The 21,065-nt window shown below is 74.8% G+C and carries 16 protein-coding genes; 8 read left to right on the plus strand and 8 right to left on the minus strand.

All coding sequences use genetic code 11. The annotated features are described in order from the left end of the window. Positions 1 to 192: 192 nt before the first annotated feature. From FH609_RS01370 to FH609_RS01380, 3 genes are all read right to left on the minus strand, one after another. Positions 193 to 1,617 carry an FGGY family carbohydrate kinase gene (locus FH609_RS01370; protein ID WP_139665658.1) on the minus strand — a complete coding sequence of 475 codons (1,425 nt, stop codon included), beginning with the start codon at positions 1,615 to 1,617 and terminating at the stop codon, positions 193 to 195. Between the two features lie 256 nt (positions 1,618 to 1,873). After that, positions 1,874 to 3,091, minus strand: a complete 1,218-nt coding sequence (locus FH609_RS01375) for a cation:proton antiporter (protein WP_139665657.1) — start codon at positions 3,089 to 3,091, stop codon at positions 1,874 to 1,876. 146 nt (positions 3,092 to 3,237) lie between these two features. Next, entirely contained in the window at positions 3,238 to 3,717 is a 480-nt protein-coding gene (locus FH609_RS01380) for a cation:proton antiporter regulatory subunit (RefSeq protein WP_122184457.1), read from the minus strand. Positions 3,718 to 3,896: 179 nt separating this feature from the next. Between FH609_RS01380 and FH609_RS01385 the strand changes: the two genes are divergently transcribed. From FH609_RS01385 to FH609_RS01405, 4 genes are all read left to right on the plus strand, one after another. Next, on the plus strand, positions 3,897 to 4,583 hold the full coding sequence (locus FH609_RS01385; RefSeq protein WP_139665656.1) for an ArsR/SmtB family transcription factor: 687 nt from the start codon (positions 3,897 to 3,899) through the stop codon (positions 4,581 to 4,583). Continuing rightward, a complete protein-coding gene (locus FH609_RS01390; protein WP_139665655.1) occupies positions 4,580 to 6,049 on the plus strand; it encodes an MFS transporter in 1,470 nt (489 codons plus the stop codon). Before FH609_RS01385 ends, FH609_RS01390 begins: the two co-directional genes overlap by 4 nt. A gap of 814 nt (positions 6,050 to 6,863) precedes the next feature. Then, positions 6,864 to 8,072 (plus strand): sensor histidine kinase, encoded by a 1,209-nt coding sequence (locus tag FH609_RS01400; RefSeq protein WP_226961336.1) that lies wholly within the window; start codon positions 6,864 to 6,866, stop codon positions 8,070 to 8,072. Continuing rightward, positions 8,069 to 8,725, plus strand: a complete 657-nt coding sequence (locus FH609_RS01405; protein WP_139665653.1) for a response regulator — start codon at positions 8,069 to 8,071, stop codon at positions 8,723 to 8,725. Before FH609_RS01400 ends, FH609_RS01405 begins: the two co-directional genes overlap by 4 nt. Positions 8,726 to 8,757: 32 nt before the next feature. Here FH609_RS01405 and FH609_RS01410 read toward each other — a convergent pair whose 3' ends face one another. Continuing rightward, positions 8,758 to 9,762, minus strand: coding sequence for a helix-turn-helix transcriptional regulator (locus FH609_RS01410; RefSeq protein WP_139665652.1), 1,005 nt, complete (start codon positions 9,760 to 9,762; stop codon positions 8,758 to 8,760). 239 nt (positions 9,763 to 10,001) lie between these two features. Between FH609_RS01410 and FH609_RS01415 the strand changes: the two genes are divergently transcribed. Beyond that, on the plus strand, positions 10,002 to 13,757 hold the full coding sequence (locus FH609_RS01415; protein WP_139665651.1) for a S8 family serine peptidase: 3,756 nt from the start codon (positions 10,002 to 10,004) through the stop codon (positions 13,755 to 13,757). A gap of 99 nt (positions 13,758 to 13,856) precedes the next feature. Here FH609_RS01415 and FH609_RS01420 read toward each other — a convergent pair whose 3' ends face one another. Then, positions 13,857 to 14,657 carry a phytanoyl-CoA dioxygenase family protein gene (locus tag FH609_RS01420; RefSeq protein ID WP_139665650.1) on the minus strand — a complete coding sequence of 267 codons (801 nt, stop codon included), beginning with the start codon at positions 14,655 to 14,657 and terminating at the stop codon, positions 13,857 to 13,859. Positions 14,658 to 14,775: 118 nt separating this feature from the next. Here FH609_RS01420 and FH609_RS01425 point away from each other — a divergent pair, with 118 nt between their 5' ends. Continuing rightward, on the plus strand, positions 14,776 to 15,423 hold the full coding sequence (locus FH609_RS01425) for a TMEM175 family protein (RefSeq protein ID WP_226961306.1): 648 nt from the start codon (positions 14,776 to 14,778) through the stop codon (positions 15,421 to 15,423). On the opposite strand, the gene FH609_RS01430 is transcribed toward FH609_RS01425, so the two are convergent. Genes FH609_RS01430 through FH609_RS01440 form a run of 3 tightly spaced genes read right to left on the minus strand, consistent with a single transcriptional unit; the run spans position 15,386 to position 17,828 of the window. Beyond that, positions 15,386 to 16,150, minus strand: a complete 765-nt coding sequence (locus FH609_RS01430; protein ID WP_139665648.1) for an SDR family NAD(P)-dependent oxidoreductase — start codon at positions 16,148 to 16,150, stop codon at positions 15,386 to 15,388. The genes FH609_RS01425 and FH609_RS01430 overlap by 38 nt on opposite strands. Next, a complete protein-coding gene (locus tag FH609_RS01435) occupies positions 16,147 to 17,025 on the minus strand; it encodes a fumarylacetoacetate hydrolase family protein (protein ID WP_139665647.1) in 879 nt (292 codons plus the stop codon). The genes FH609_RS01430 and FH609_RS01435 overlap by 4 nt, the downstream gene beginning before the upstream one ends. A gap of 53 nt (positions 17,026 to 17,078) precedes the next feature. Further along, positions 17,079 to 17,828 (minus strand): FadR/GntR family transcriptional regulator, encoded by a 750-nt coding sequence (locus tag FH609_RS01440; protein ID WP_139665646.1) that lies wholly within the window; start codon positions 17,826 to 17,828, stop codon positions 17,079 to 17,081. Between the two features lie 235 nt (positions 17,829 to 18,063). Here FH609_RS01440 and dgoD point away from each other — a divergent pair, with 235 nt between their 5' ends. Together dgoD and FH609_RS01450 are read left to right on the plus strand one after the other, a co-directional pair. Beyond that, on the plus strand, positions 18,064 to 19,203 hold the full coding sequence (gene dgoD, locus FH609_RS01445) for a galactonate dehydratase (protein ID WP_139665645.1): 1,140 nt from the start codon (positions 18,064 to 18,066) through the stop codon (positions 19,201 to 19,203). 96 nt (positions 19,204 to 19,299) lie between these two features. After that, positions 19,300 to 20,817, plus strand: coding sequence for an alpha-N-arabinofuranosidase (locus tag FH609_RS01450; RefSeq protein WP_139665644.1), 1,518 nt, complete (start codon positions 19,300 to 19,302; stop codon positions 20,815 to 20,817). The last annotated feature ends 248 nt before the right edge of the window (positions 20,818 to 21,065 follow it).

Consider the following 21,065-nt stretch of genomic DNA (forward strand, 5'->3'; position numbering starts at 1 on the left):
ACAGCGGCCGGGGCAGGGCCCGTCCTGGACCCCCGACGGCGAACGGGCAGCCCCTCCGGCGGGCGGATGCTCGACACCCGGGTGCGCCCGGGCGGCGTCCCGGCCGAAGCCCCGTCACAACCGCCCGGCGCCAGGGCACCGTTCACCGTTCCCGCCCCGCAGGGCCCTGCGGGCTGAGCGGCCCCCGGCCGCTCAGCCCAGCGCTCCGGGGTGGATCTCCTCGCGGACCGCCGCGTACTGCTGGCGGACCGCCGAGCCCACCGCCGACTCCTCCTCGTCCGGCTCGAACCGCTCGCCCCTGGCCGCCGCCCAGGCCGGCGGCTCGTCGGCGGTGAGCCGGCCCGCGTCGACGCCCTGCGCCCAGGCCGCCTGGCGCGCCGCGCCGATCGCCGTGTAGTCGGCCGGTTCGGGAACGACGACCTCCGCGCCGAGCAGCGCCGGCGCCAGCGTCTTGACCGCCGGCAGGGTGGCCGCCTGGCCCAGCAGGAACACCCGGTTGATCGCCACGCCCCGGCGGCGCAACACCTCGGCCGCGTCGGCCAGTCCGCAGAGCATCCCCTCGAAGGCCGCCCTGGCCAGGTGCTCGGCCTTCATCGACTCCCGGCGCAGCCCGGACAGGGTGCCGGCGGTGTGCGGCAGGTCGGGGGTGCGCTCGCCGGCCAGATAGGGCAGCAGCACCAGGCCGTGCGCGCCGGGCGTCGAGGTCAGGGCCAGCTCGGACAGCTCGGGCAGGTCCCGGCCGAGCAGTTCGGCGGTGCCGCGCAGCACCCGCGTCGCGTTGAGGGTGCGGACCATGGGCAGGTGGTGGCCGGTGGCATCGGCGAAGCCGGTGATGGTGCCGCTCGGGTCGGTGAGCGCCTCGTGGTGCACCGCGCACACCGAACCCGAGGCGCCCAGCGCGACCACCGCGTCGCCCCTGCCGACGCCCAGGCCGAGCGCGGCGGCCATGGTCTCGCCGGTGCCGGCGGAGATCAACAGGCCCTCGGGGGTGCGCCCGGCGGCCTCCGCCGGGCCCAACAGCTCGGGCAGGCTGACGGGATGGCCGATGGCCAGCTCGGCCAGCTCGTGGCGCCAGGCCCCTGAGACCGCCGACCAGTAGCCGGTGCCGGAGGCGCCGCCCCGGTCCGTCGTCCAGCGGTTCGGCCGGCCCAGCAGCTGCCACACCAGCCAGTCCTGCGGCTGGAGCACATGGGTGGTGCGCCGCGCCGCCTCCGGCTCCTGGCCGGCCAGCCACCGCAGTTGGGCCACCGGGTGCGTGGCCTGCGGCACCGCGCCGACCGCCTCGGCCCAGGCGGCCTTGCCGCCGAGCGCGTCGACCAGGGCGAACGCCGCCGAGCGGGCCCGGTCGTCGGCGCCGGCCAGCGCCGGGCGCACCGGCCGGCCGTCGGCGTCCAGCGGGACCACGCTGTGGGGTTGGGCGGACACCCCGATCGCGGAGACGTCCTCCAGCATCCCGCCGTCGGCCGCCTCGCCGAGCGACAACAGCCAGGACTCCGGGGGGGCTTCGCCGTCGGGGTGCTGGGCGTGGCCCTGGCGGATGACCTCTCCGGTCTCCGCGTCACAGACGACGATGCGGGTGTAGGCGGACGAGCAGTCGAGGCCGGCGACGATTCCCATGAGTCCGAATGATGCCTCATCCGTTCGGGGGCCCGGGACACCCGGTCAGCTCGCGCACCGGGCCTGTGGCGCCCCGGCGGCCGAACGGCTGGCGCCGCTGCGGGCGTTGGTGCGTTCCGCCGGGGAGGGGGCGCACTTCGAGCCCACGTTCCGCTGCGAGTTCGGCTCCCACATCACGGCCCCCGGGGGCCGCCGGGTCCCGCGCGCTCCCCGGTGCGCGGGACCCGGCGTCTCCCCTCACGGGGCCGAACGCCCGTTACGAGCCGGCCTCGGTCGCCGGCCTGACCTCGCTCATCACCGCGGACTCCGCCTGCTTGGCGGCGCGGCGTTCCATCAGGTTCCGGGCGACCGGCTCGGTCCACCGGGCGGCCAACGGGCCCAGGATCACCAGGATCAGCACATAGGCGGTGGCGACCGGGGCGATCCGTGGCTCGGTCGCCGCCGCGAGCCCGGCGATCACGATGGAGAACTCCCCGCGCGCCACCAGAGCGCCGCCGGCCCGCAGCCTGCCGCGCGGGCCGATGCCCGCACGGCGGGCCGCGTACCAGCCCGTCGCGATCTTGGTGAACACCGTGACCACGGCGAGCAGCAGCGCCGGAACGAGCACCGGCGGTATGTCACTCGGCGTGGTGGACAGCCCGAAGAACACGAAGAACACCGCGGCGAACAGGTCACGCAGCGGCATGAACAGCCGACGGGTGGTGTGCGCCACCTCGCCGGAGAGCGCGATGCCGACCAGGAACGCGCCGACGGCCGCGGAGACCTGGAGCTTCTGCGCGATCCCGGCGACCAGCAGGGTCAGGCCCAGGACCACCAGCAGCAGCATCTCCGGGTTGTCCGAGGAGACCGCCTTGCTGATCCACCGGCCGTGGCGGAGCGCGACGAAGAGCGCGATGCTGGCGGTGCCCAGCGCGATGGCCAGGGTTACGCTGCCGCTGACCAGCCCGACGCCCGCCAACACCGTGGAGAGCACCGGGAGATAGACGGCCATGGTGAGATCCTCGATCACCAGGATGCCCAGGATCACCGGGGTCTCCCGGTTGCCCAGCCGGTTGAGGTCCGTGAGGACCTTGGCGATCACCCCGGACGAGGAGATGTAGGTCACGCCGGCCAGCGCCAGCGCGCCCACCGGGCCCCAGCCCAGCAGGAAACCGGCGAGCGCCCCCGGGGTCGCGTTCAGCAACAGGTCGACGAGGCCCGACGGGTACTGCGTCTTGAGGCTGTCCACCAGCTCCGGCGCCGTGTACTCCAGGCCGAGCATCAGCAGCAGCAGGATGACGCCGATCTCGGCGCCCACCTCGATGAAGCCCTCGGTGGTGTTCAGCGGGAGCAGCCCGCCGTGCCCGAAGGCGAGTCCGGCCAACAGGTAGAGGGGAATGGGGGAGAGACCGAGCCGGCCGGCCAGTCGCCCGACCAGGCCGAGGCCCAGGACGACCGCCCCCAGTTCGATCAGCATGATGGTGGTGTCGTGCAAGAGTCACCGCACCTTTCAGTTCGCCCTGCCGCGCCGGGCGCCGCGTGTCGTCGGTGGTCGCTGACCCGGCGGACGGCGTCCCGCGCGGGGGCGCGCGAACGCCGGGTTCCAGCGCTTGGCGGTCCCGGATCGCCGGACCGCGTTGATCAGGCGCCGGCGATGATGTCGGACAGGTCGTCCACGCCCTCGCGGGTGCCGACGACCAGCAGCGTGTCCCCCGCCTCCAGGCGGTAGTCGGGGCTGGGGGAGGGGTGCGTACTCGTCCTGCGCAGCACGGCGACGATGGACGCCCCGGTCCGGGTGCGGGCCCGCGTGTCGCCCAACGGGCGCCCCCGGTAGGGGGAGTCGGGCCCGATGGGGATGCGCTCCGTCACCAGGTCGAGACCGAGTTCGCCGCCGGGCAGGGCGTGGTCCGCGCGGTCCGGCGCGATGATCGAGGCCAGTCGGGCGGCCTCCTGCGCGTCCAGCGGCACCGTGCCCTGGCAGGCGTCCGGATCGTCCGGTGAGTAGAAGGCGATGAACCGCCGTCCGTCGTCGTGGGCCACCACCGAGATGTGTCGACCGTCCCGGGTGGCGAGGTCGTACTGGGTGCCGACGCCCGGCAGTGGCGTGCGCCGAGTCACCATGAAATTGCCCTCCTCAGGCGGGGGTTCGCGCTGTGCATAACGTCAAGAGGAAACCAGCCTGTTTCCGCAGTCAAGAAAAGTCCTGGCAAAGCGAGGCATGGGAAAGGTAAAGCGGGCCGGTCAGCGAACCGCCAACAACCCTTTGCAAAGAAGTGTTGGCGGTTCTAGGGTGGGGCGTCATGACCGATGACCCGCGTGACGCCCACGCCTCCGGGGGACGCCCCCGCCCGTCCGAGGCCCCCGTCTCCCGCGTCGAGTTGGACGCGCGGGGGCTGCGCGCCCTGGCCCACCCGGTCCGGGTGCGGCTGCTCGGGCTGCTCCGCACCCACGGCCCGGCCACCGCCACCCGTCTGGCCCAGCGCATGGAGCTGACGAGCGGCGCCACCAGCTACCACCTGCGCCAGCTGGCCGCCGCCGGCTTCGTCGCCGAGGACACCGAACGGGGCAACGGGCGGGAGCGATGGTGGCGCGCCGTGCACCAGTCCACGTCCTTCACCGACCGGGAGCTGGCCTTCCGGGAGTTGGACGCCGCGCTCGGCTATCTCCGCTCGGTCGTCGCCGCCCACACCCTGCTCGCCCAGCGGGCGCTCAACGAGTTGGAGACCCTGCCGGAGCCCTGGCGGGAGGCGGTCAGCCTCAACGACGCCCAGCTGTGCCTCACCCCGGAGGAGGCCGTCGCGCTGCGCCGGGAGCTGACCGAGGTGGTGGGCCGCTACCGGCCGCACGACCCGACCGCGCGCGAGGCGGCGCCCGAGAACGCGGAGCGGGTCGCGGTCGTCTTCCATGTCCTGCCCGGCCTCGACGGCGACGACGGCCTCGACGACAACGGGGCGGGCGGCGCCGAGGCGACGGGCACCGCGCCATGAGCGGGGCCGCCGTCGGGGAGGGGCGACTCCGGCCGCTGGTCGGCGTGTTGACGGCGATGGGCATCGCCTACACCGGCAGCCGGATCGCGGCGATCGCGCTGCCCTGGTTCGTGCTGACCTCCACCGGGAGCGCGGCGCGGACCGGGCTGGTCGCGTTCTGCGAGATGGCGCCCTATGTCCTGGTGAAGGCGGCGAGCGGCCCGGTCGTCGACCGGCTCGGACCTCGGGTGATCTCCTGGACCACCGACCTGGTCAGCGCGTTCGCCATCTGCCTGGTGCCGCTGCTGCACGCCGCCGGCGCGCTGCCGCTGGGCGCGCTGCTGCCGCTGGTCGCCCTGGTCGGGGCCGCCCGGGGGCCAGGCGACCTGGCCAAGGAGGTGATGATCCCGGAGGCCGCCGAGCGCGGCGCGCTGCCGCTGGAGCGCGCGACCGGCTCCGCCGGCGTGATCGAACGGCTGGCCACCACCGTGGGGCCGCTGGCCGGCGGCGGACTCATCGCCCTGATCGGCCCGCTGGCCGGGCTCTATGTCAACGCGGGCTGCTTCGTGGCGGGTTCGCTGGTGATCGCGCTCACCCTGCCCGCCGGGATGGGCCGGCCGGTGCGGGCCGAGGCCGCCGCCGACGGCGAGGCGGACGAGACCGACGACGCCGACGACGGGTACTGGCGGCGGATGGCGGAGGGCTTCCGCTTTCTGCGCGGCACGCCGCTGCTGTTCGCCCTGATGCTCACCGTCGCGGTCACCAACCTGCTGGACGCCGCGTTCAGCGCGGTGCTGCTCCCGGTCTGGGCCGAGCGCACCGACGTCGGCCCCTCCGGCATGGGCCTGCTGGTGGCGACGTTCAGCGTGGGCGCCGTGGCCGGCAGCGTGATCGCCACCGCGCTCGGCCACCGGCTGCCCCGCCGGCCGGTGCTGCTGATCGGCTACACCGCCTGCGGCCTGCCGCGCTATCTGGTCATGGCCATCGCGCTGAACTCGGACGGTCAACTGCCGCTGGTCGCCGTCGTCTTCGTGCTGGGCGGGCTGGGCGCCGGCTTCCTCAACCCGATCATGGGCGCGGTGATGTTCGAGCTGATACCCCGCCACCTCCTCGGCCGCACCAAGGCCCTCACCACCTCGCTGGCCTGGTCCGGCATCCCGCTGGGTGGCCTGTTCGGCGGCCTCGCGGTCACGGCGGCCGGACTCGGGCCGGTGCTCCTGGTGACCGGCGGCCTCTATCTGCTGACCACCACCGTCGCCGGACTGCGGCCCGAGTGGCGGGAGATGGACCGCGCCCGCCGCCGTCAGCCCGCCGCCGGGGCCGAGCCGGCCGCCGGGGCCGAGCCGGCCGCCGGGGCCGAGCCGGCCGCCGGGGCCGAGCCGGCCGCCGGCGCCGGTGCCGGCGGCGAGTCCGGCACGGCCTCCCAGACGGTGGGGGAGGCGGCCGAGGGCGGTGAGGACGACGGACGGGGCCGCCTGGCCACATAGACCAGGGCCGGCGGCAGGTTCCGCCACACCGTCCTGGTGACCAGCACCTCCTCGAACGCCGCCCGCAGCTGCGCCCGTTGCCGCCGCGCGGGCGGCGTCCAAGCGGTCCACGGATAGCTGAACTGCGTCAGCACCCCGCCCGGCGCCAACACCTCCGCCAGGATCGGCGCCAGCGGGCGCGGCCCGTCGAAGTACACCGTCCAGGGCAGCCCGCTGACCAGCGCGTCCACCGGGCCGATCCCGCGCTCGGCCAGCAGCTGGGGCAGCTCGGCGGCCGCCCCGGTGATCACCTCGACGCCCGGGTGGCGCGGGCGGAGCGCCCCGGCCAGCCGCTCGTTGACCTCGACCGCCAGCTGACGGCCCCGCCCGCCCAGCCGCTGGGCGATGGCGGCGGTGAAGACGCCGGTGCCCGGCCCGAGTTCGACCACCACCGGATCGCCGGTGGCCGGCAGCCCCGCCACCATCCGCGCGGTCAACGCCGCCGAGCTGGGCACCAGCGAGGCGGTGCGCAGCGGGCTCCGCAGGAACTCCCGCGCGAACAGGGCCCGTTCCGCGCGCGCCTCGGGCGAGGACGGGGACGGCTGCGGCCGGACGGGGGCGACGGGGGCGGTCATGGCGTTCCTCGGGTTCGTGCTCGTGGGGGTGCGCTGGCCGCTCCTGGGGGTGCGGCGCGGTACTCCGCCCAGCCTCGGTGTCGGGGGCGCCGTCCGCATCGGGCGGTCGGCCGGGTCGCCCGGCCGAAGGGAGGAGCCCCGGGTCCTTCCCCGGGATGACCCGTCCGCCCGAGGAGCCGACTACCGTCGGGGGCGTGCGGATGACCTGGCTCACCGAGGCCGTGAGCGACCGGAGGGGGCCGGTGCGGCTGCTGCCGCTGCTGGTCGGCACCGGCTATCTGCTGCTGCTCCACGCCGGCCAACCCACCCCGGCCGACTGGGCGTTCGCGCTGGCCTCCGCCCTGCTCTTCGTGCCCGGCGGGTACGCGCCGCTGTCGATGCTGGTCGCCCAGTCCGCGCTGCTGGTCGCCGCCGAGGCGCTGGGCGACGCCACCCCGGTCGTCGTCAAGGTGACCGCCGCCCTCGCCCTCGTCGAGCTGGCGGCCCGGCGCGCCCCGAGGGTGGCGCTGCTCGGCGGCCTGGCGCCGGTCGCCGCGCACGTGGTGGTGCGCGTCGGGTGCGTCGAGTGCGGGGACGCGGTGGGCCTGGGCTATGTGCTGGTGGTGCTGGTCGCGGCGCCGCTGCTGCTGGGCTGCTGGCTGCGCGCCGCCTGCCAGAACCTGGCCCAGGCCGAGGCCAGGGCGCAGGAGGCGGAGGAGCGCAGGGAGTTGGCCGCGGTCGGCGCCCGCCTCGCCGAGCGCGCCGAGCTGGCCCGCGAGGTCCACGACCTGGTGGCCCACCATGTCGCCTCCATGGCGCTGCGCGCCGGCGTGGCCAGGGAGGTGCTGCCGGACCTCGACCCGAGGGTGCGCACGGTCCTCGACGACGTGCACGGCTCGGCGACCACCGCGCTGGTCGACCTGCGCCGGCTGGTCGCCGTGCTCCGCGACCCCGCGTCCGTCACCGACCCCACCCGTTCCCTGCTGGTCGAGCCGGCCGAACTGCCCGCCGCCATCGCGTCCGTGGTGGAGCGCTCGGGCCGCCACGGGCTGGTGCTGACCAGCCGCGTCGACCCGGGCGTCGCCGCGCTGGACGCGCTGCGCGGGCTCGCGGTGCTGCGCGTCGTCCAGGAGGGGCTGACCAACGTGGCCAAGCACGCCGGGGTCGGCACCAGGACCCGGGTCTCGGTGGCGCTGGCCGACGGCGCCGCCGACGTCGAGATCCACGACGGGGGAGACGGAGTACCGGCGCCCGACCGGCTGTTGGTGGACTCCGGCTACGGCATCGAGGGGCTGCGGGAACGCGTCGCGCTGCTCGGCGGCACGGTCACCGCAGGGCCCGAGGGCCGGGGCTGGCGGCTGCGCGCCACGGTGCCCGCCGGCGAGGGGCCGGGCGGCGGCGGGGCGCCGAGGAACGAGGAGGGACCGTGACGATTCGGGTGCTGCTCGTGGACGACCAGCAACTCGTCCGCGCCGGGCTGCGGATGCTCTGCGAGTCGACCGAGGACATCGCCGTGGTCGGCGAGGCCGCCGGCGGCGCCGACGCCGTGCGGCTGGTCCACTCGGCCGGCCCCGACGTGGTGTTGATGGACCTGCGGATGCCCGGCATGGACGGCACCGCCGCCACCGCCCGCATCCTCGCCGACCGGCCGGCGACCCGGGTCGTGGTGCTGACGACCTTCGACGACGACGACCACCTCTACCCGGCGCTGGCGGCCGGCGCCTGCGGCTTCCTGGCCAAGGACGCCACGCCGGGCGAACTGCTCGACGCCGTGCGCCAGGCGGCCGCCGGCGGCAGCCCGTTCAGCGGGCCGGTGCTGCGGCGGCTGGTCGGGCAGGCGACGACGGCCTGGCGCGCCGAGCGGCCGGCCGCCGTTCCGCCGGCGTTGACCCAGCGCGAACGGGAGGTGCTGGCCTGGGTGGGCGCCGGGCTGAGCAACGCGGAGATCGCCGCGCGGATGCACGTCGGGCTGACCACCGTGAAGACCCATGTCGGCAGCCTGATGCGGAAGACGGAGAGCCCCAGCCGGGTCAGGCTGGCCGTCTTCGCCGTCCAACACGGCCTGGCCGCCGACCGACCCTGACCGACCGTTGGCCATGTCCCTTTCGGGGAGGGTCAGATGAGGCCCCGGCGGGCCGCCAGCCAGGCCAGCTGCATCCGGGTCGCCGCGCCCGTCGCCGTCATCAGGTCCCGCACCCGCCGCTGCACGGTCCGCTGGCTCAGCCGCAGCTGACTGGCGATGGCCTTGTCCGTGACCCCGGCCACCAGCAGCGACAGCAGATGCCGGTCGCTGGCGGAGAGTTCCGCGCCCGGGCCCTCGCCCGAGGCGCCGGTCACCGCGCCCGAGGCGTCGACCCGCAGCGGCACGCCGTGCTCCCAGTAGCTCTCGAAGAGCGCCAGCAGCGCCTCCAGCAGGCTGCTGCCGCGCACCACGGCGGCCGTCGGCCGCTCCGGGCTGCCCTGCGGCCCGCCCGGCACCAGCGGGCAGATCGCCAACTCCCGGTCCGCGATGGCCATCCGCAGCGGCAGCGTCGGCACCGAGCGGGCCACCTCGCCCGCCCGCACCCCGGCGACCAGGCTGTCCACCGCCCCCGGCCCCTCCAGATAGGCCCGCTCGTACAGCACCCGGTAGCGCACCCCGCGCGCCAGGGCCGCGAACTCCTCCGTGTTGCTCTCCGAGGACATCGCCACATACTCCGCCTTGCAGAACCACATCATCTCGTGGCGGGCGTTCCCCTGCACCTGCTGGATGCGGCGGCGCAGCGCCTCGGCGCCCGTCACCACCTCGATCAGCTGGCCGGCGTCGTGGCGCCGCAGCGTTCCCCGGTAGACGTCCAGCAGATCGGTGACGGCGGCCCTGGCCCGGTCCAACGCCACGGCGTTCCGCTGGAGTTCGGGCAGCAGCGCCACATCGGGCGCGCTGGCGGCGAACGCGCCGCCGTCCTCGTCGTCGACCCGGTGCGCCAGCCCCTTGCGCTCCAGCCGGACCAGCAGCCCGACGGCCTCGCCCAGGGCGCGCCCGGTGCGGCGCGCGACCTCCTCTGCGGTGGCCGAGCGCACCGTGACCAACAGCCGGTAGACGGCCTCCTCGTCCGCCGTGACCCCCGCCGCCTCCAGCATCAGCTGCCTCCCGCCGGCGGCATCCGGCCACCGTGCCCGGGCGCCCGCCGGTGCCCACATCCTCGCACTCCCGCCCGGCGGCGGACCCGGCCGGCCGCCCCGGCGTGCGCACTGTCGCTTCGCTGACATGTCGCCACTGCGCCAGCGCCAGCCGGTGACACGGGCCCGGCGGGCATCGGATTCTGGTGCCGAGCGCGCGAGTTCCGGGGGTGGACACCGCACAGGAAGGCACCACGCCGATGAGACGATCCGTCCGCCGCGTCGCGGCGGCAGCCATGGGAGCACTGCTGACGGCGGGCCTCGCCGGCCCGGCCGCCGCCGAACCGGGGCCCGGCGCCCCGCCGGCCGAACCGGCGCCCGCCGAGGGCCACACGGTGCGGCTGGTGACCGGCGACGCGGTCACCGTGCTGACCGTGGGCGAGGGGCGCCAGGTCGCCCAGGTCAGCCCCGCGCCCGACCGGGAGGACGTCCTCTTCCACTCCCTGGAGGTCGACGGCGAGTTGACCGTGCTGCCCGCCGACGCCTGGCCGCTGGTGGCCGCCGGCGTGCTGGACCGGCGGCTGTTCAACGTCAGCGCGCTGATCGAGCAGGGCTACGACACGGGGTCGACCGACGCGCTGCCGCTGCTGGTCGGCCGCGCGCCCGGCGTCTCGGCCGCCGCCGTCGACGAACTGACCGCGCTGCACGAGGCGTCCGCGCCCAGCCACGCGCTGGACAGCCTCGACGCGCGCTCGGTGCGGATACCCGAGGACCGACTGGACGCGTTCTGGGCCGAGTTGGCGCCCCGGGGAGGCGCGGACGTCGGCCTCGCCGAGGCCGCGCGGCGCCCGCGCGTGCTGCTGGACGCCCGGGTCACCGCCGACCTGGACCGCAGCACCGCCCAGATCAACGCGCCCGCCGCCTGGGAGGCCGGCCTGGACGGCGCGGGCGTGCGGGTCGCGGTGCTGGACACCGGCGCCGACGCCGACCACCCGGACCTGGCCGGCCGGATCGCGGCCGCCGAGGACTTCTCCAACAGCGGCGGCGCCCATGACGCGCACGGCCACGGCACCCATGTGGCGGCGACCGTCGGCGGCTCCGGCGCCGGCTCGGACGGCGCCCGCCGCGGCGTGGCGCCAGGGGCCGAGCTGCTGGTCGGGAAGGTGCTGGGCGACAACGGCAGCGGCTCGGAGTCGCAGGTGATCGCCGGCATGGAGTGGGCCGCCGAACAGGGCGCCGACGTCGTCAACATGAGCCTGGGCTCGGACGCGGCCACCGACGGCACCGACCCGATGAGCCAGGCACTCAACGCGCTCAGCGCCGAGACCGACACCCTCTTCGTCGTCGCGGCCGGCAACAACGGGCAGTCGGGGCCGCGCACCGTCGGCTCGCCCGGCGCGGCCGACGCGGCGCTGACCGTGGGCGCGGTGGACCGCGACGACGTGCTGGCCCCGTTCTCCAGCCGGGGCCCGCGCCCCGGCGACGGCGCCGTCAAGCCGGATGTGACGGCGCCCGGCGTGGACATCGTCGCGGCCCGCGCCGAGGGCACCGCCCTGGGCAGCCCGGTGGACGACTCCTACACGGCGGCCTCCGGCACCTCGATGGCCACGCCCCATGTGGCGGGCGCCGCCGCGCTGTTGGCGCAGCAGCGGCCCGACTGGGACGCGACCGCGCTCAAGGACGCGCTGATCAGCACATCGCTGCCGGCCGAAGGCGCGGCCGTCACCGAGCAGGGCGGCGGTCGGATCGACCTGGCGACCGCGACCGGCGGCCTGACCGCGACCGGCACGGTCGCGCTGGGCCCGTTCACCACCGAGCAGCGGGCGGCGGCGGCCGAGCCGGCGCCGGTGCGCTACCGCAACACCACCGAGGCGCCGGTCACCCTCGACCTGGACCTCAGGCTCGCCACCAGCGGCGGCCGGGAACTGCCGGCCGACGCGGTGGCGTTGAGCGCCGAAGCGGTGACCGTCGCGCCGGGGGAGAGCGCCGAGGTCACCCTCGCCGCCGACCCGGCGGCGGCGCCGCGCGGCGACTACTACGGGCGGCTGACCGCCCGTTCGGCCGACGGCGCGGTCACCCTGCGGACCACCGTCAGCCTGGTGGTCAACGGCCCCACCCACACCCTCACGCCCACGGTGATCACGCCCGAGGGCGAGCCCAGCCAGCGGTACTGGCCGCTGATCTGGAGCCCCGACGGCTTCGTGGTGCCCGACGCCACCGGCCCGGCGCGCGCCGAGGTCGAGGAGGGCACCTACATGTTCACGCAGATCAGCTCCTCGGGTCACGATCCCGAGGACGGGCTGCCCCAACTCCGGGCCGTCTACCGGCCGGAGGTGGAGATCACCGAGGACACCGAGGTCACCCTCGACCTGCGGGAGGTCACCGAGGTGGACATCCGCACGCCCCGGCCGGCCGAGCAGCGGAACTGGTCCAACTACCAGAGCTACCGCGAGTTCGACGGGCACAGCTGGACCCACTCGGTGACCTATCCGGTCGGGCAGGCCCATCTGCTGGTCTCGCCGACCGAGCCGGTGACCGAGGGCAGCTTCGAGTTCGCCTCCCGCTGGCAGCTGGTCGCGCCGCTGCTCACGGCCGACGTGCCGGGCAGCCGGCTGGCGTTGACGCCCTGGTACCTGCCGTCCTCGTCGCTCTTCGACGAACGGGAGCGGCTGCGCGTCGCGGACGCCGGGTCGGCCGACGACCCGGACTTCTCGGGGGTGCGCGGCCGGCTGGCGCTGGTCACGGGCGACCCGGGCGACTACCTGGGCTTCACACGGCGGGCCGAGGAGGCGGGCGCGCGCGGCGTGCTGATGGTCGCCGACGAGGGCCAGCCGGCCTGGTCGCGCTACCGGCCCAACGGCAGCACCAGGACCGCCGTGCCGCTGATCAGGGTCGGTCACGAGGAGGGCAACGCGCTGCGCGAACGGGCCACTTCGCGACGCACCGAGGTCACCTTCCGCACCCAGGCGGCCAGTCCCTATCTCTATGACGTGATGCAGGTGTCGCCGGGGTACATTCCGGAGCGCGTTGTCCACACCGTCAACGAGCGGGCGTCCGCGCGGATCGACACCCGTTACACCGACACCGGCGAGCCCGACTGGGCCTCGGCGCAGCGCATCAGCTGGCGCCCGCACCAGGGCGTCGCGATGCTGGACTCGCCCCGCGACGTGGTCACCGGCACCGAGCGCACCGAGTATGTGACCGCCGGGGACACCGTCTGGCAGCACTTCGTGCACTTCGTGTTGCCGTGGCAGTACGACCTGCCCGTCACGGGGATCGGCATCCGGGGCGAGCAGCGCGACTACCGGGCTGGGGAGCGGCTTGTGGAGTCCTGGTTCGAGGGCCCGGTCCGGCCCGCGATCCCGGCCGGCGACGGTCCGGCGGCCGTGCGCGAGGGCGACACGCTGTCCCTGCGGATACCGGAGTTCACCGACGCGGACGGCCACACCGCCCGCCCGATCGGCGGCGACGCGGTGCGGCTGTCGCTGAGCGCGGACGGCGAGCCGGTCGGCGAGGCCACCTCGGGCCACGCCAACCTGCCGGTCCCGGCCGGTCCGGCCGACTACCGGCTGGACCTCACCACGGGCCGGTCCTCCGCCGCCTGGGCCTACTCCACGGCCACCACGACCAGTTGGCGGTTCCGCTCGGAGACCGCGACCGGCGACGAGGCCGCCGTGCTGCCGCTGCTCCAGCTCGACTACGACCTCGGGACCGGCGCCGACAACGCCCTGGGCCGGGCCCGCGCCCACACCGTGGAGATCGGGGTCAGGCACCAGGACGGGCTCCGCGCGCCGCGCGGCGTGCGCCTCGCGGTCGAGGCGTCCTGGGACGGCGGCGCGTCCTTTGTCGAGGCCGAACGGATCAGGCCGGGCCACGGCGACGGCTTCCGCGTCACCCTGGAGCGGCCGCGCGCGGTGCGGGGCGACGCGCCCGTCACCCTGCGGGTCACCGCGCGGGACGCGGCGGGCAACCGCGTCACCCAGACCGTGGAGAACGCCTACCTGCACCGGGGCTGAGGCCCGCCGGCCACGCGGGCCCGCACCGGGGCTGAGGCCCGCCGGCCACGCCGGTTGGTCCGGCCGCGCCGGTGCCGAGGCGGCGGCGCGGCCGGGCCCTCACAGCCCGAGGCCCAGCCGCACCGCCGCCTCCACCGGGGAGTAGGCGCCGTCCGCCCGCGCCAACTGGAGCGGCGCCACCGGCTCCAGCGGCGGCTGCGCGATGATCCTCGGCCGGCTGCCCCGGTGCGGCTGCGCCGCGTGCACCAGGAAGGGGTGACAGAGATAGACGTCGCCGGCCCGGCCCGTCGCCAACGCGACGGACCGGTCCGGCGCGTCCAGCCGCCCGGCGGCGTCCAGCGCCCCGCACAGTTCGAAGAACTCCCGCCCCTCCTCGCCGGCGTCCGCCAGGAAGGGCGGCACGTCGCGGTGCGAGCCGACCTTGATCCTCGTTGGCGCGTCCTCCTCGCCGACATCGGTGAACAGGAAGAGCAGCAGCAGCGCCCGGCCGCGCGACCGCAGGTTGATCCGGGGCTCCGTGAAGTCCTTCCCGCCGGCGAAGCCGGCGTCCAGATGCCAGCCGGCGTCGCCCGGGTCGTCCGGGTGCGGGAAGCGGATCGGGAAGGTACCGAGCCCCAGCCGGGGTACCCACCGCCCGACGCCCACGAGTTGGTCGAAAGCGGTCCGCAACCGCTCGGTGTTGGCCGCCCGACGGAACGGCTCGGCCGCCGATCCCTCGATCCTGATCACCGGTTCGGTCCACGTGGCCGGGTCGTCCGGGTCCACGCCCGCCATCCGCCACAGCTCCGCCTGCCCGGCCTCCGCGACCTCCCGGGGAAACGCCTCCGGCACCCGGACGAAGCCGTCCCGCACGAAGTCCTCGATCTGCCGCTCGCCGAGTGTCCCGCCCTGGATGCTCATGGCCGTCGATGCTGGAACAGGACCGTCGCCCGGGCAAACCCTTTTGGCGCGCCGCGTTCCACCCCGCCTGGCGCGCCGCGCCCCGCCGCGCCCCGGGGCAGCGCCTAGAGTGCGCGAGGTGCAACGCTCCGCAGCCACCGAGCGGTTGTCCGCGCTCTCCGACGGCGTCTTCGCGATCGCCATGACCCTGCTCGTGCTGGACATCTCCGTGCCCGACGGGCTGGACGATGCCGGCTTCCGCGCCGCGCTGCGCGACACCGGCCCCCATCTCGCCGCCTACGCGCTGAGCTTCGCGGTGATCGCGCAGTTCTGGCGCTCCCACCGCGCGCTGTTGGCGCAGGCGCCGGGCGACGACGAGACCGTTACCCGATTCACCCTGCTCGGCCTCGCGCTGGTCGCGCTGCTGCCCTTCCCCACCGGGCTGGTCGCCGAGTACGGCGACCAGCCGCTCGCCGCCGCCAGCTACGCCGCCAACGTCGCGGCCGCCAACGCGGCCCATCTCGGGGTGCTGGGCACCTCCCACCGCCGCGCCGGCCCGCCGCCCGACGACGGGCGGGCGGCGGAGCGCCGCCGTTCGCTGCGGGTGCTGACGGCGCTGACCTCCGTCTTCGCCGTCAGCATCCCGGTGGCGCTGGTCAGTCCTGGCCTCGCGCCCGTGCTGTGGGTGAGCGTCTTCCCGCTCCAGTGGCTGCTCACCCGGGACCCCGCCAACGGCGCGGAGGGCCGGGTCAGTAGGTGGCCCGGCCGCCGGAGAGGTCGAAGGTGAAGCCGGTGGTGAAGCTGCACTCCGGCGACGCCATCCAGGCCAGCAGCGCGGCCGCCTCCTCCACCCTGCCGGTGCGCCGCATCGGGATGCGCTCCGTCATATAGGCGACGACCTCGGCGGGTTGGGTGTCCAGAAACGCCGTGTGGATCACGGCCGGCGCCAGCGCGTTGACCGTGATGCCGTCCTCCGCGTACTCCTTGCCCTGCGCCTTGACCATGCCGATCATCCCGGCCTTGGTCGCCGAGTAGCCGATCATCCCCGGGTTGCCCTCCTTGCCGGCGATGGAGGCGACATGGACGATCCGCCCGTAGCCGAACGGCAGCATCCGCACCACAGCGGCCTGCGAGACCGCCAGCGCGCCCCGTAGGTTGACCGCGTAGGTCGCGTCGAACTCGTCCAGCGTCACCTCGTGGCTGCGCCGGCCCAACGGGCCCTGCACACCGGCGCAGTTGACGACGGCGTGCAGCTGACCGCCGGGCCCGCCGGCCGCCGCGTCGAACGCCGCCGCCAGCGACGCCGGCTCCGTCACGTCCGCGCGCGCCGCCGACGCCAGGCCGCCGGCCTCCCGCGCCGCCGCCGCCACGGCCTCGGCGGCCGCGCCGTCCCGGTCCACGCAGCACACCTCGGCGCCGCGCGCCGCCAGCAGCGCCGCCGTCGCCGCGCCGATCCCGGCGCCGGCGCCGACCACGGCGACCCGCTGCCCGGCCGGCCCGCCAGCGCCGCTCATCGCTCGTCGCCTTCCACCAGGGCCCGCTCGAAGCGGCCGCGCTGCGCGCCAAGGCCCGAGATGGCCACGGTGACCTCGTCGCCTGGGCGCACGAAGCGCGGCGGGTCGAAGCCGGCGCCGACGCCCTGCGGGGTGCCGGTGTTGATGATGTCGCCGGGGTAGAGCGGCATGAACTGGCTGATGTAGCGGACCAGTTCGGCCACCGGGAAGATCATGTCCGAGGTGCTGGAGTCCTGCCGGACCTCGCCGTTGACCGCCAGCCGCAGGTCCAACGCCTGTGGTTCCGGCACCTCGTCCGCCGTGACCAGCCAGGGGCCGAGCGGGTTGAACGTCTCGCAGTTCTTGCCCTTGTCCCACTGGCCGCCGCGCTCCATCTGGAAGACGCGCTCCGAGACGTCGTCGCTGATCGCGTACCCGGCGACATGCGCCAACGGGTCGGCGTCGTCGGCGAGATAGCGGGCGGTGCGGCCGATCACCACGGCCAGCTCCACCTCGTAGTCGGTGGCCTCGCTGCCGGGCGGGATCAGCACCACGTCGTCGGGGCCGACCACGGTGTCGGGCGCCTTCATGAAGAGGATCGGCTCGGCGGGGATCTCGGCGCCCGCCTCTTTGGCGTGCTCGCGGTAGTTGAGCCCCACGCAGACGATCTTCCCTGGCCGGGCCAGCGGCGGGCCGAGCCGGGTGGTGGACGGGTCGAACGACGGCAGCCGGTCGAGCCGGCCCGGCAGCTCCTCGGCCAGCCGTTGGAGACCGTCCTCGGCGAGCCAGCGCGGCGTGTAGTCGTCGAGCAGCTCGCCGACGGCCACGGCGCGGCCCTCGTCGAGCAGCACGGCCGGCGTCTCCCGGCCGGCCGGGCCGGTGCGTATGAGTTTCATGGGGATCTCTCCACGGGCGTGCGGTGCGGGAGTTTCAGGGTGGGCCACCGTCTCTAGGGCGATGACTTCGACCGGGGGTCGAGGGCGGCGCGCAGGTCGCTGCGGGCGTCCCTGATGCAGCCGCGCATGGCCTCGGCGGCGCCCTCGGCGTCCCGGGCGCGGATTCTGGCCAACACGGTGCGGTGCGCGGTGAGTACGACGTCCACGGAACGCCCGCGCAGCGCGTGGCCCTGGATGCTGCGTTCGAAGCTCTGCCGCAGCGAGTCCCGCAGGCCCTCCAGTATGAAGACCAACATGCGGTTCCCGCTGGCCAGCGCGAGCGACTCGTGGAAGGCGACATCGCACTGGTGGTAGCGCTCGACCCTGGCGGGGTCGGCCAGGTCGGCGGCCGCCTCCACCATCCCGTCCAGCGCTGACTCGGCGGCCTGGAGCGCGGAGCGCGAGGCGTGCCGGGCGGCCAGCGTGGCCGCCTGGATCTCCAACGCCTCGCGCACGTCGGCGAACTCCAGCAGCGCCCCGGGGTCGCGCCGGATCGCGGCGCGGAAGTGGCCGGAGAGCACGGAGCTGTCCGGCTCCAGGACCCGTGGCCTGCGGCCCTTGCTGAGGGCCACCAGGCCACGCGCCGCCAGCACCTTGAGCGCCTCGCGCACCGTGAGGCGGCTGACGCCGAGGGTGCTGGCCAGCTCCGCCTCGGAGGGCAGCAACATGCCCGGCTCCAGCTCGTCGAAGAGCATCGCCTCGATCCCGGACACGGCCGCTTCCAGCGTGGGCGGGGTGGTGTTGGACGTCTGTGGCTCACTCACCGGGCGATCCTATCAGTCAGGTTTCGGCCGGCCCAGGGGTGAACGAACCTCGTCGAGGGCGGCGAAAAACGGAGCAAATCACGTCACAATGGGTCAGTTGAGGAAGTGGACGCAGACCCGTTGACGTGTCTGACACCCCTGCCTAGGGTCAACGTGTCATACACCTTTGGGGCGCCTCGCCGCCGTCCTCGCGCCCCCTCACCCCTCCGTTCCCCCGTTTCCCGAAAGGGCCGCCGTGAAGATCAGTCGCATCGAGACCTTCCAGGTGCCGCCGCGTTGGCTGTTCCTGCGGATCGAGACCGACGACGGCCTGGTCGGCTGGGGCGAGCCCGTGGTGGAGGGCCGGGCCGGCACCGTGGAGGCGGCCGTCGCCGAGCTGTCCGAGTACCTGATCGGCCGGGACGCCTCCCGGATCGAGGACCACTGGCAGGTCCTCACCAAGGGCGGCTTCTACCGGGGCGGCCCGGTCCTCTCCAGCGCCGTCGCCGGCATCGACCAGGCCCTGTGGGACATCGCCGGCAAGGCGCACGGCGTCCCGGTGCACCAACTCCTCGGCGGCCCGGTCCGCGACCGGATCAGGGTCTACGGCTGGATCGGCGGCGACCGCCCCGCCGACCTCGCCGAACAGGCCAACGCCAGCGCGGAGATGGGGCTGACGGCCGTCAAGATGAACGGCTCGGCCGAGCTGGGGCCCGTCGACACCCCGGCTCGGGTCAGGGCGGTCGTCGAACGCGTCGCCACCGTGCGCGAGGCGCTCGGCGACGAACTCGACCTGGCCGTCGACTTCCACGGCAGGTTCAGCCCGGCGATGGCCCGCCGGGTGCTGCCGCTGCTGGAGCCGCACCTGCCCCTCTTCGTCGAGGAGCCGGTCGTGCCCGAGCTGTCCGCCCGGCTGCCGGAGCTGGCGGCGGCCAGCTCCGTCCCCCTGGCCACCGGGGAACGGCTCTACTCCCGCTGGGACTTCGACCCGGTGCTGCGCTCGGGCATCGCCGTCGCCCAGCCCGACCTCAGCCACGCCGGCGGGATCTCCGAGGTCCGCAGGATCGCGGCCGCCGCCGAGACCCACGGCGTGACGCTGGCGCCGCACTGCCCACTGGGGCCGATCGCCCTGGCCGCCAGCCTCCAGATCGACCTCGCGGTGCCCAACTTCCTCATCCAGGAGCAGAGCACCGGCATCCACTACAACACCATCGAACCGCTGGACTACCTGCTGGACCGGTCCGTGTTCGCCCTCCACGAGGGGCACATGCTGCCGCCGACCGGTCCCGGGCTCGGCATCGAGATCGACGAGGCCCGGGTGCGCGAGGTCGCCGGCCGACACGGCTGGCGCGCCCCGGTCTGGCGCCACGCCGACGGCTCCCACGCCGAGTGGTGACCCGGGCGTGACCCGGGCCGCGAACGCCGCCCGCCCGCGCCCGTTCCCCCTTTTTCCGTCCCTTCCCCCGAAGGTCCTTCCCTGAGAGAGAGCGTCATGCCCAACGCCGTACTGACCCTGCATCCCGCCTTCACCGTGGGCCCCGTGCGGCGGCGGACCTTTGGCTCCTTTGTGGAGCACATGGGCCGCTGCGTCTACGAGGGCATCTACCAGCCCGACCACCCCAGCGCCGACGAGGACGGCTTCCGCACCGACGTGTTGGAGATGATCCGCGAGCTGGGCATCTCCACCGTTCGCTATCCGGGCGGCAACTTCGTCTCCGGCTACCGCTGGGAGGACGGCGTCGGCCCGCGCGAGGAGCGGCCCCGACGCCTGGATCTGGCCTGGCACAGCGTGGAGACCAACGAGTTCGGCCTTGACGAGTTCATGCGCTGGGCGAAGAAGGCCGACGTCGAGCCGATGATGGCCGTCAACCTGGGTACCCGGGGCGTCCAGGAGGCGTGTGACCTGCTGGAGTACGCCAACCTCGACTCCGGCACCCACTTCGCCGACGCCCGGATCGCCAACGGCAGCGCCGAGCCGTACAACGTCCGGATGTGGTGCCTGGGCAACGAGATGGACGGGCCGTGGCAGATCGGCCACAAGACGCCGGAGCAGTACGCCAGGCTGGCGTCCGAGACCGGCCGCGCGATGCGCATGATCGACCCCGATCTGGAACTGGTCGCCTGTGGCAGCTCCGGCCCCGAGATGGAAACGTTCGGCACCTGGGAACGAGCAGTGCTGACCGAGGCGTACGACCAGGTCGACTATGTCTCGCTGCACGCCTACTACCAGGAGCGCGACGGCGACCTGGGCAGCTTCCTGGCCAGCGGCGTCCACATGGACCGCTTCATCGCCGATGTGGTCGCCCACTGCGACCATGTGCGATCGGTTCGGCGCAAGGAGAAGCGCATCATGCTCTCCTTCGACGAGTGGAACGTCTGGTACCAGACCAGGTTCGACACCTCCGGCCCGCCCAGCGAGTGGGTCACCGCCCCGCCCATCGCCGAGGACGACTACACCGTCGCCGACGCCGTGGTGGTCGGCGGCCTGCTGATCTCCCTGCTGCGCAACAGCGACCGGGTCACCGCCGCCAGCCAGGCCCAACTCGTCAACGTCCTCGGCCTGATCCGCACCGAGCCCGGCGACGGGCCGGCCTGGCGGCAGACCATCTTCCACCCCTTCGCGCTCACCTCCGCCCACGCGCGGGGCCAGGTGCTGGACGTCGGTCTCGACGCGCCGCGCTACGACACCGCCAAGTACGGCGAGGTGCCGCTGGTGGACGCCGTCGCCACCCACGACCCGGAGACCGGGGCGCTCGCGGTCTTCGTCGTCAACCGCGACACCGAGCAGCCGGTCACCCTCGACCTCGACCTGCGCGCCTTCGAAGGCCCGCTCGGCGAGGGCCGGTTGCGGGTCCTGCACGGCGACGGCGACCCGCACGTCGTCAACGACGCCTTGGACCCCGACCGGGTGCTGCCGGCCGAGGGCCCGGCGGTGCGCCCGGTCGACGGGCGGGCCGGCGTCACGCTGCCACCCGTCTCCTGGAGCGTCCTGACGTTCCCCGGTCGGTGACCTCCCTCGGTCGGTGACCTCCCTCGGCCGCTGACCTCCCTCGGCCGTTCCCGACCATCCCGGTCGCTGACCATCCCGGTCGCCGACCGTTCCGGTTCCCGATCGGAACGGTCGCCGACCGTGGGTTGATCGGCAGTTGGTCGATGCCGGCCGGTCCCGGCCGGTCCCGGCCGGTCCCGGCCGATCCCGGCCGATCCCGGCCGCTGAGCATTCCGGTCCCGCCGGTTCCCGACCGCGGGTCGCTTCCG

Origin of the sequence: Streptomyces sp. 3MP-14 (assembly GCF_006334905.2) — a bacterium.
GTDB lineage: Bacteria > Actinomycetota > Actinomycetes > Streptomycetales > Streptomycetaceae > Streptomyces > Streptomyces triticirhizae.

What these genes read in the sequence shown, in the direction of transcription:
- FH609_RS01415 (WP_139665651.1), top strand. Translation starts at nt 10,002, where the DNA reads ATGAGACGATCCGTCCGCCGCGTCGCGGCGGCAGCCATGGGAGCACTG.
- FH609_RS01370 (WP_139665658.1), bottom strand. Translation starts at nt 1,617, where the DNA reads ATGGGAATCGTCGCCGGCCTCGACTGCTCGTCCGCCTACACCCGCATC.
- FH609_RS01420 (WP_139665650.1), bottom strand. Translation starts at nt 14,657, where the DNA reads ATGAGCATCCAGGGCGGGACACTCGGCGAGCGGCAGATCGAGGACTTC.
- FH609_RS01450 (WP_139665644.1), top strand. Translation starts at nt 19,300, where the DNA reads ATGCCCAACGCCGTACTGACCCTGCATCCCGCCTTCACCGTGGGCCCC.
- FH609_RS01410 (WP_139665652.1), bottom strand. Translation starts at nt 9,762, where the DNA reads ATGCTGGAGGCGGCGGGGGTCACGGCGGACGAGGAGGCCGTCTACCGG.
- FH609_RS01385 (WP_139665656.1), top strand. Translation starts at nt 3,897, where the DNA reads ATGACCGATGACCCGCGTGACGCCCACGCCTCCGGGGGACGCCCCCGC.
- FH609_RS01435 (WP_139665647.1), bottom strand. Translation starts at nt 17,025, where the DNA reads ATGAAACTCATACGCACCGGCCCGGCCGGCCGGGAGACGCCGGCCGTG.
- FH609_RS01400 (WP_226961336.1), top strand. Translation starts at nt 6,864, where the DNA reads ATGACCTGGCTCACCGAGGCCGTGAGCGACCGGAGGGGGCCGGTGCGG.
- FH609_RS01380 (WP_122184457.1), bottom strand. Translation starts at nt 3,717, where the DNA reads ATGGTGACTCGGCGCACGCCACTGCCGGGCGTCGGCACCCAGTACGAC.
- FH609_RS01390 (WP_139665655.1), top strand. Translation starts at nt 4,580, where the DNA reads ATGAGCGGGGCCGCCGTCGGGGAGGGGCGACTCCGGCCGCTGGTCGGC.
- FH609_RS01430 (WP_139665648.1), bottom strand. Translation starts at nt 16,150, where the DNA reads ATGAGCGGCGCTGGCGGGCCGGCCGGGCAGCGGGTCGCCGTGGTCGGC.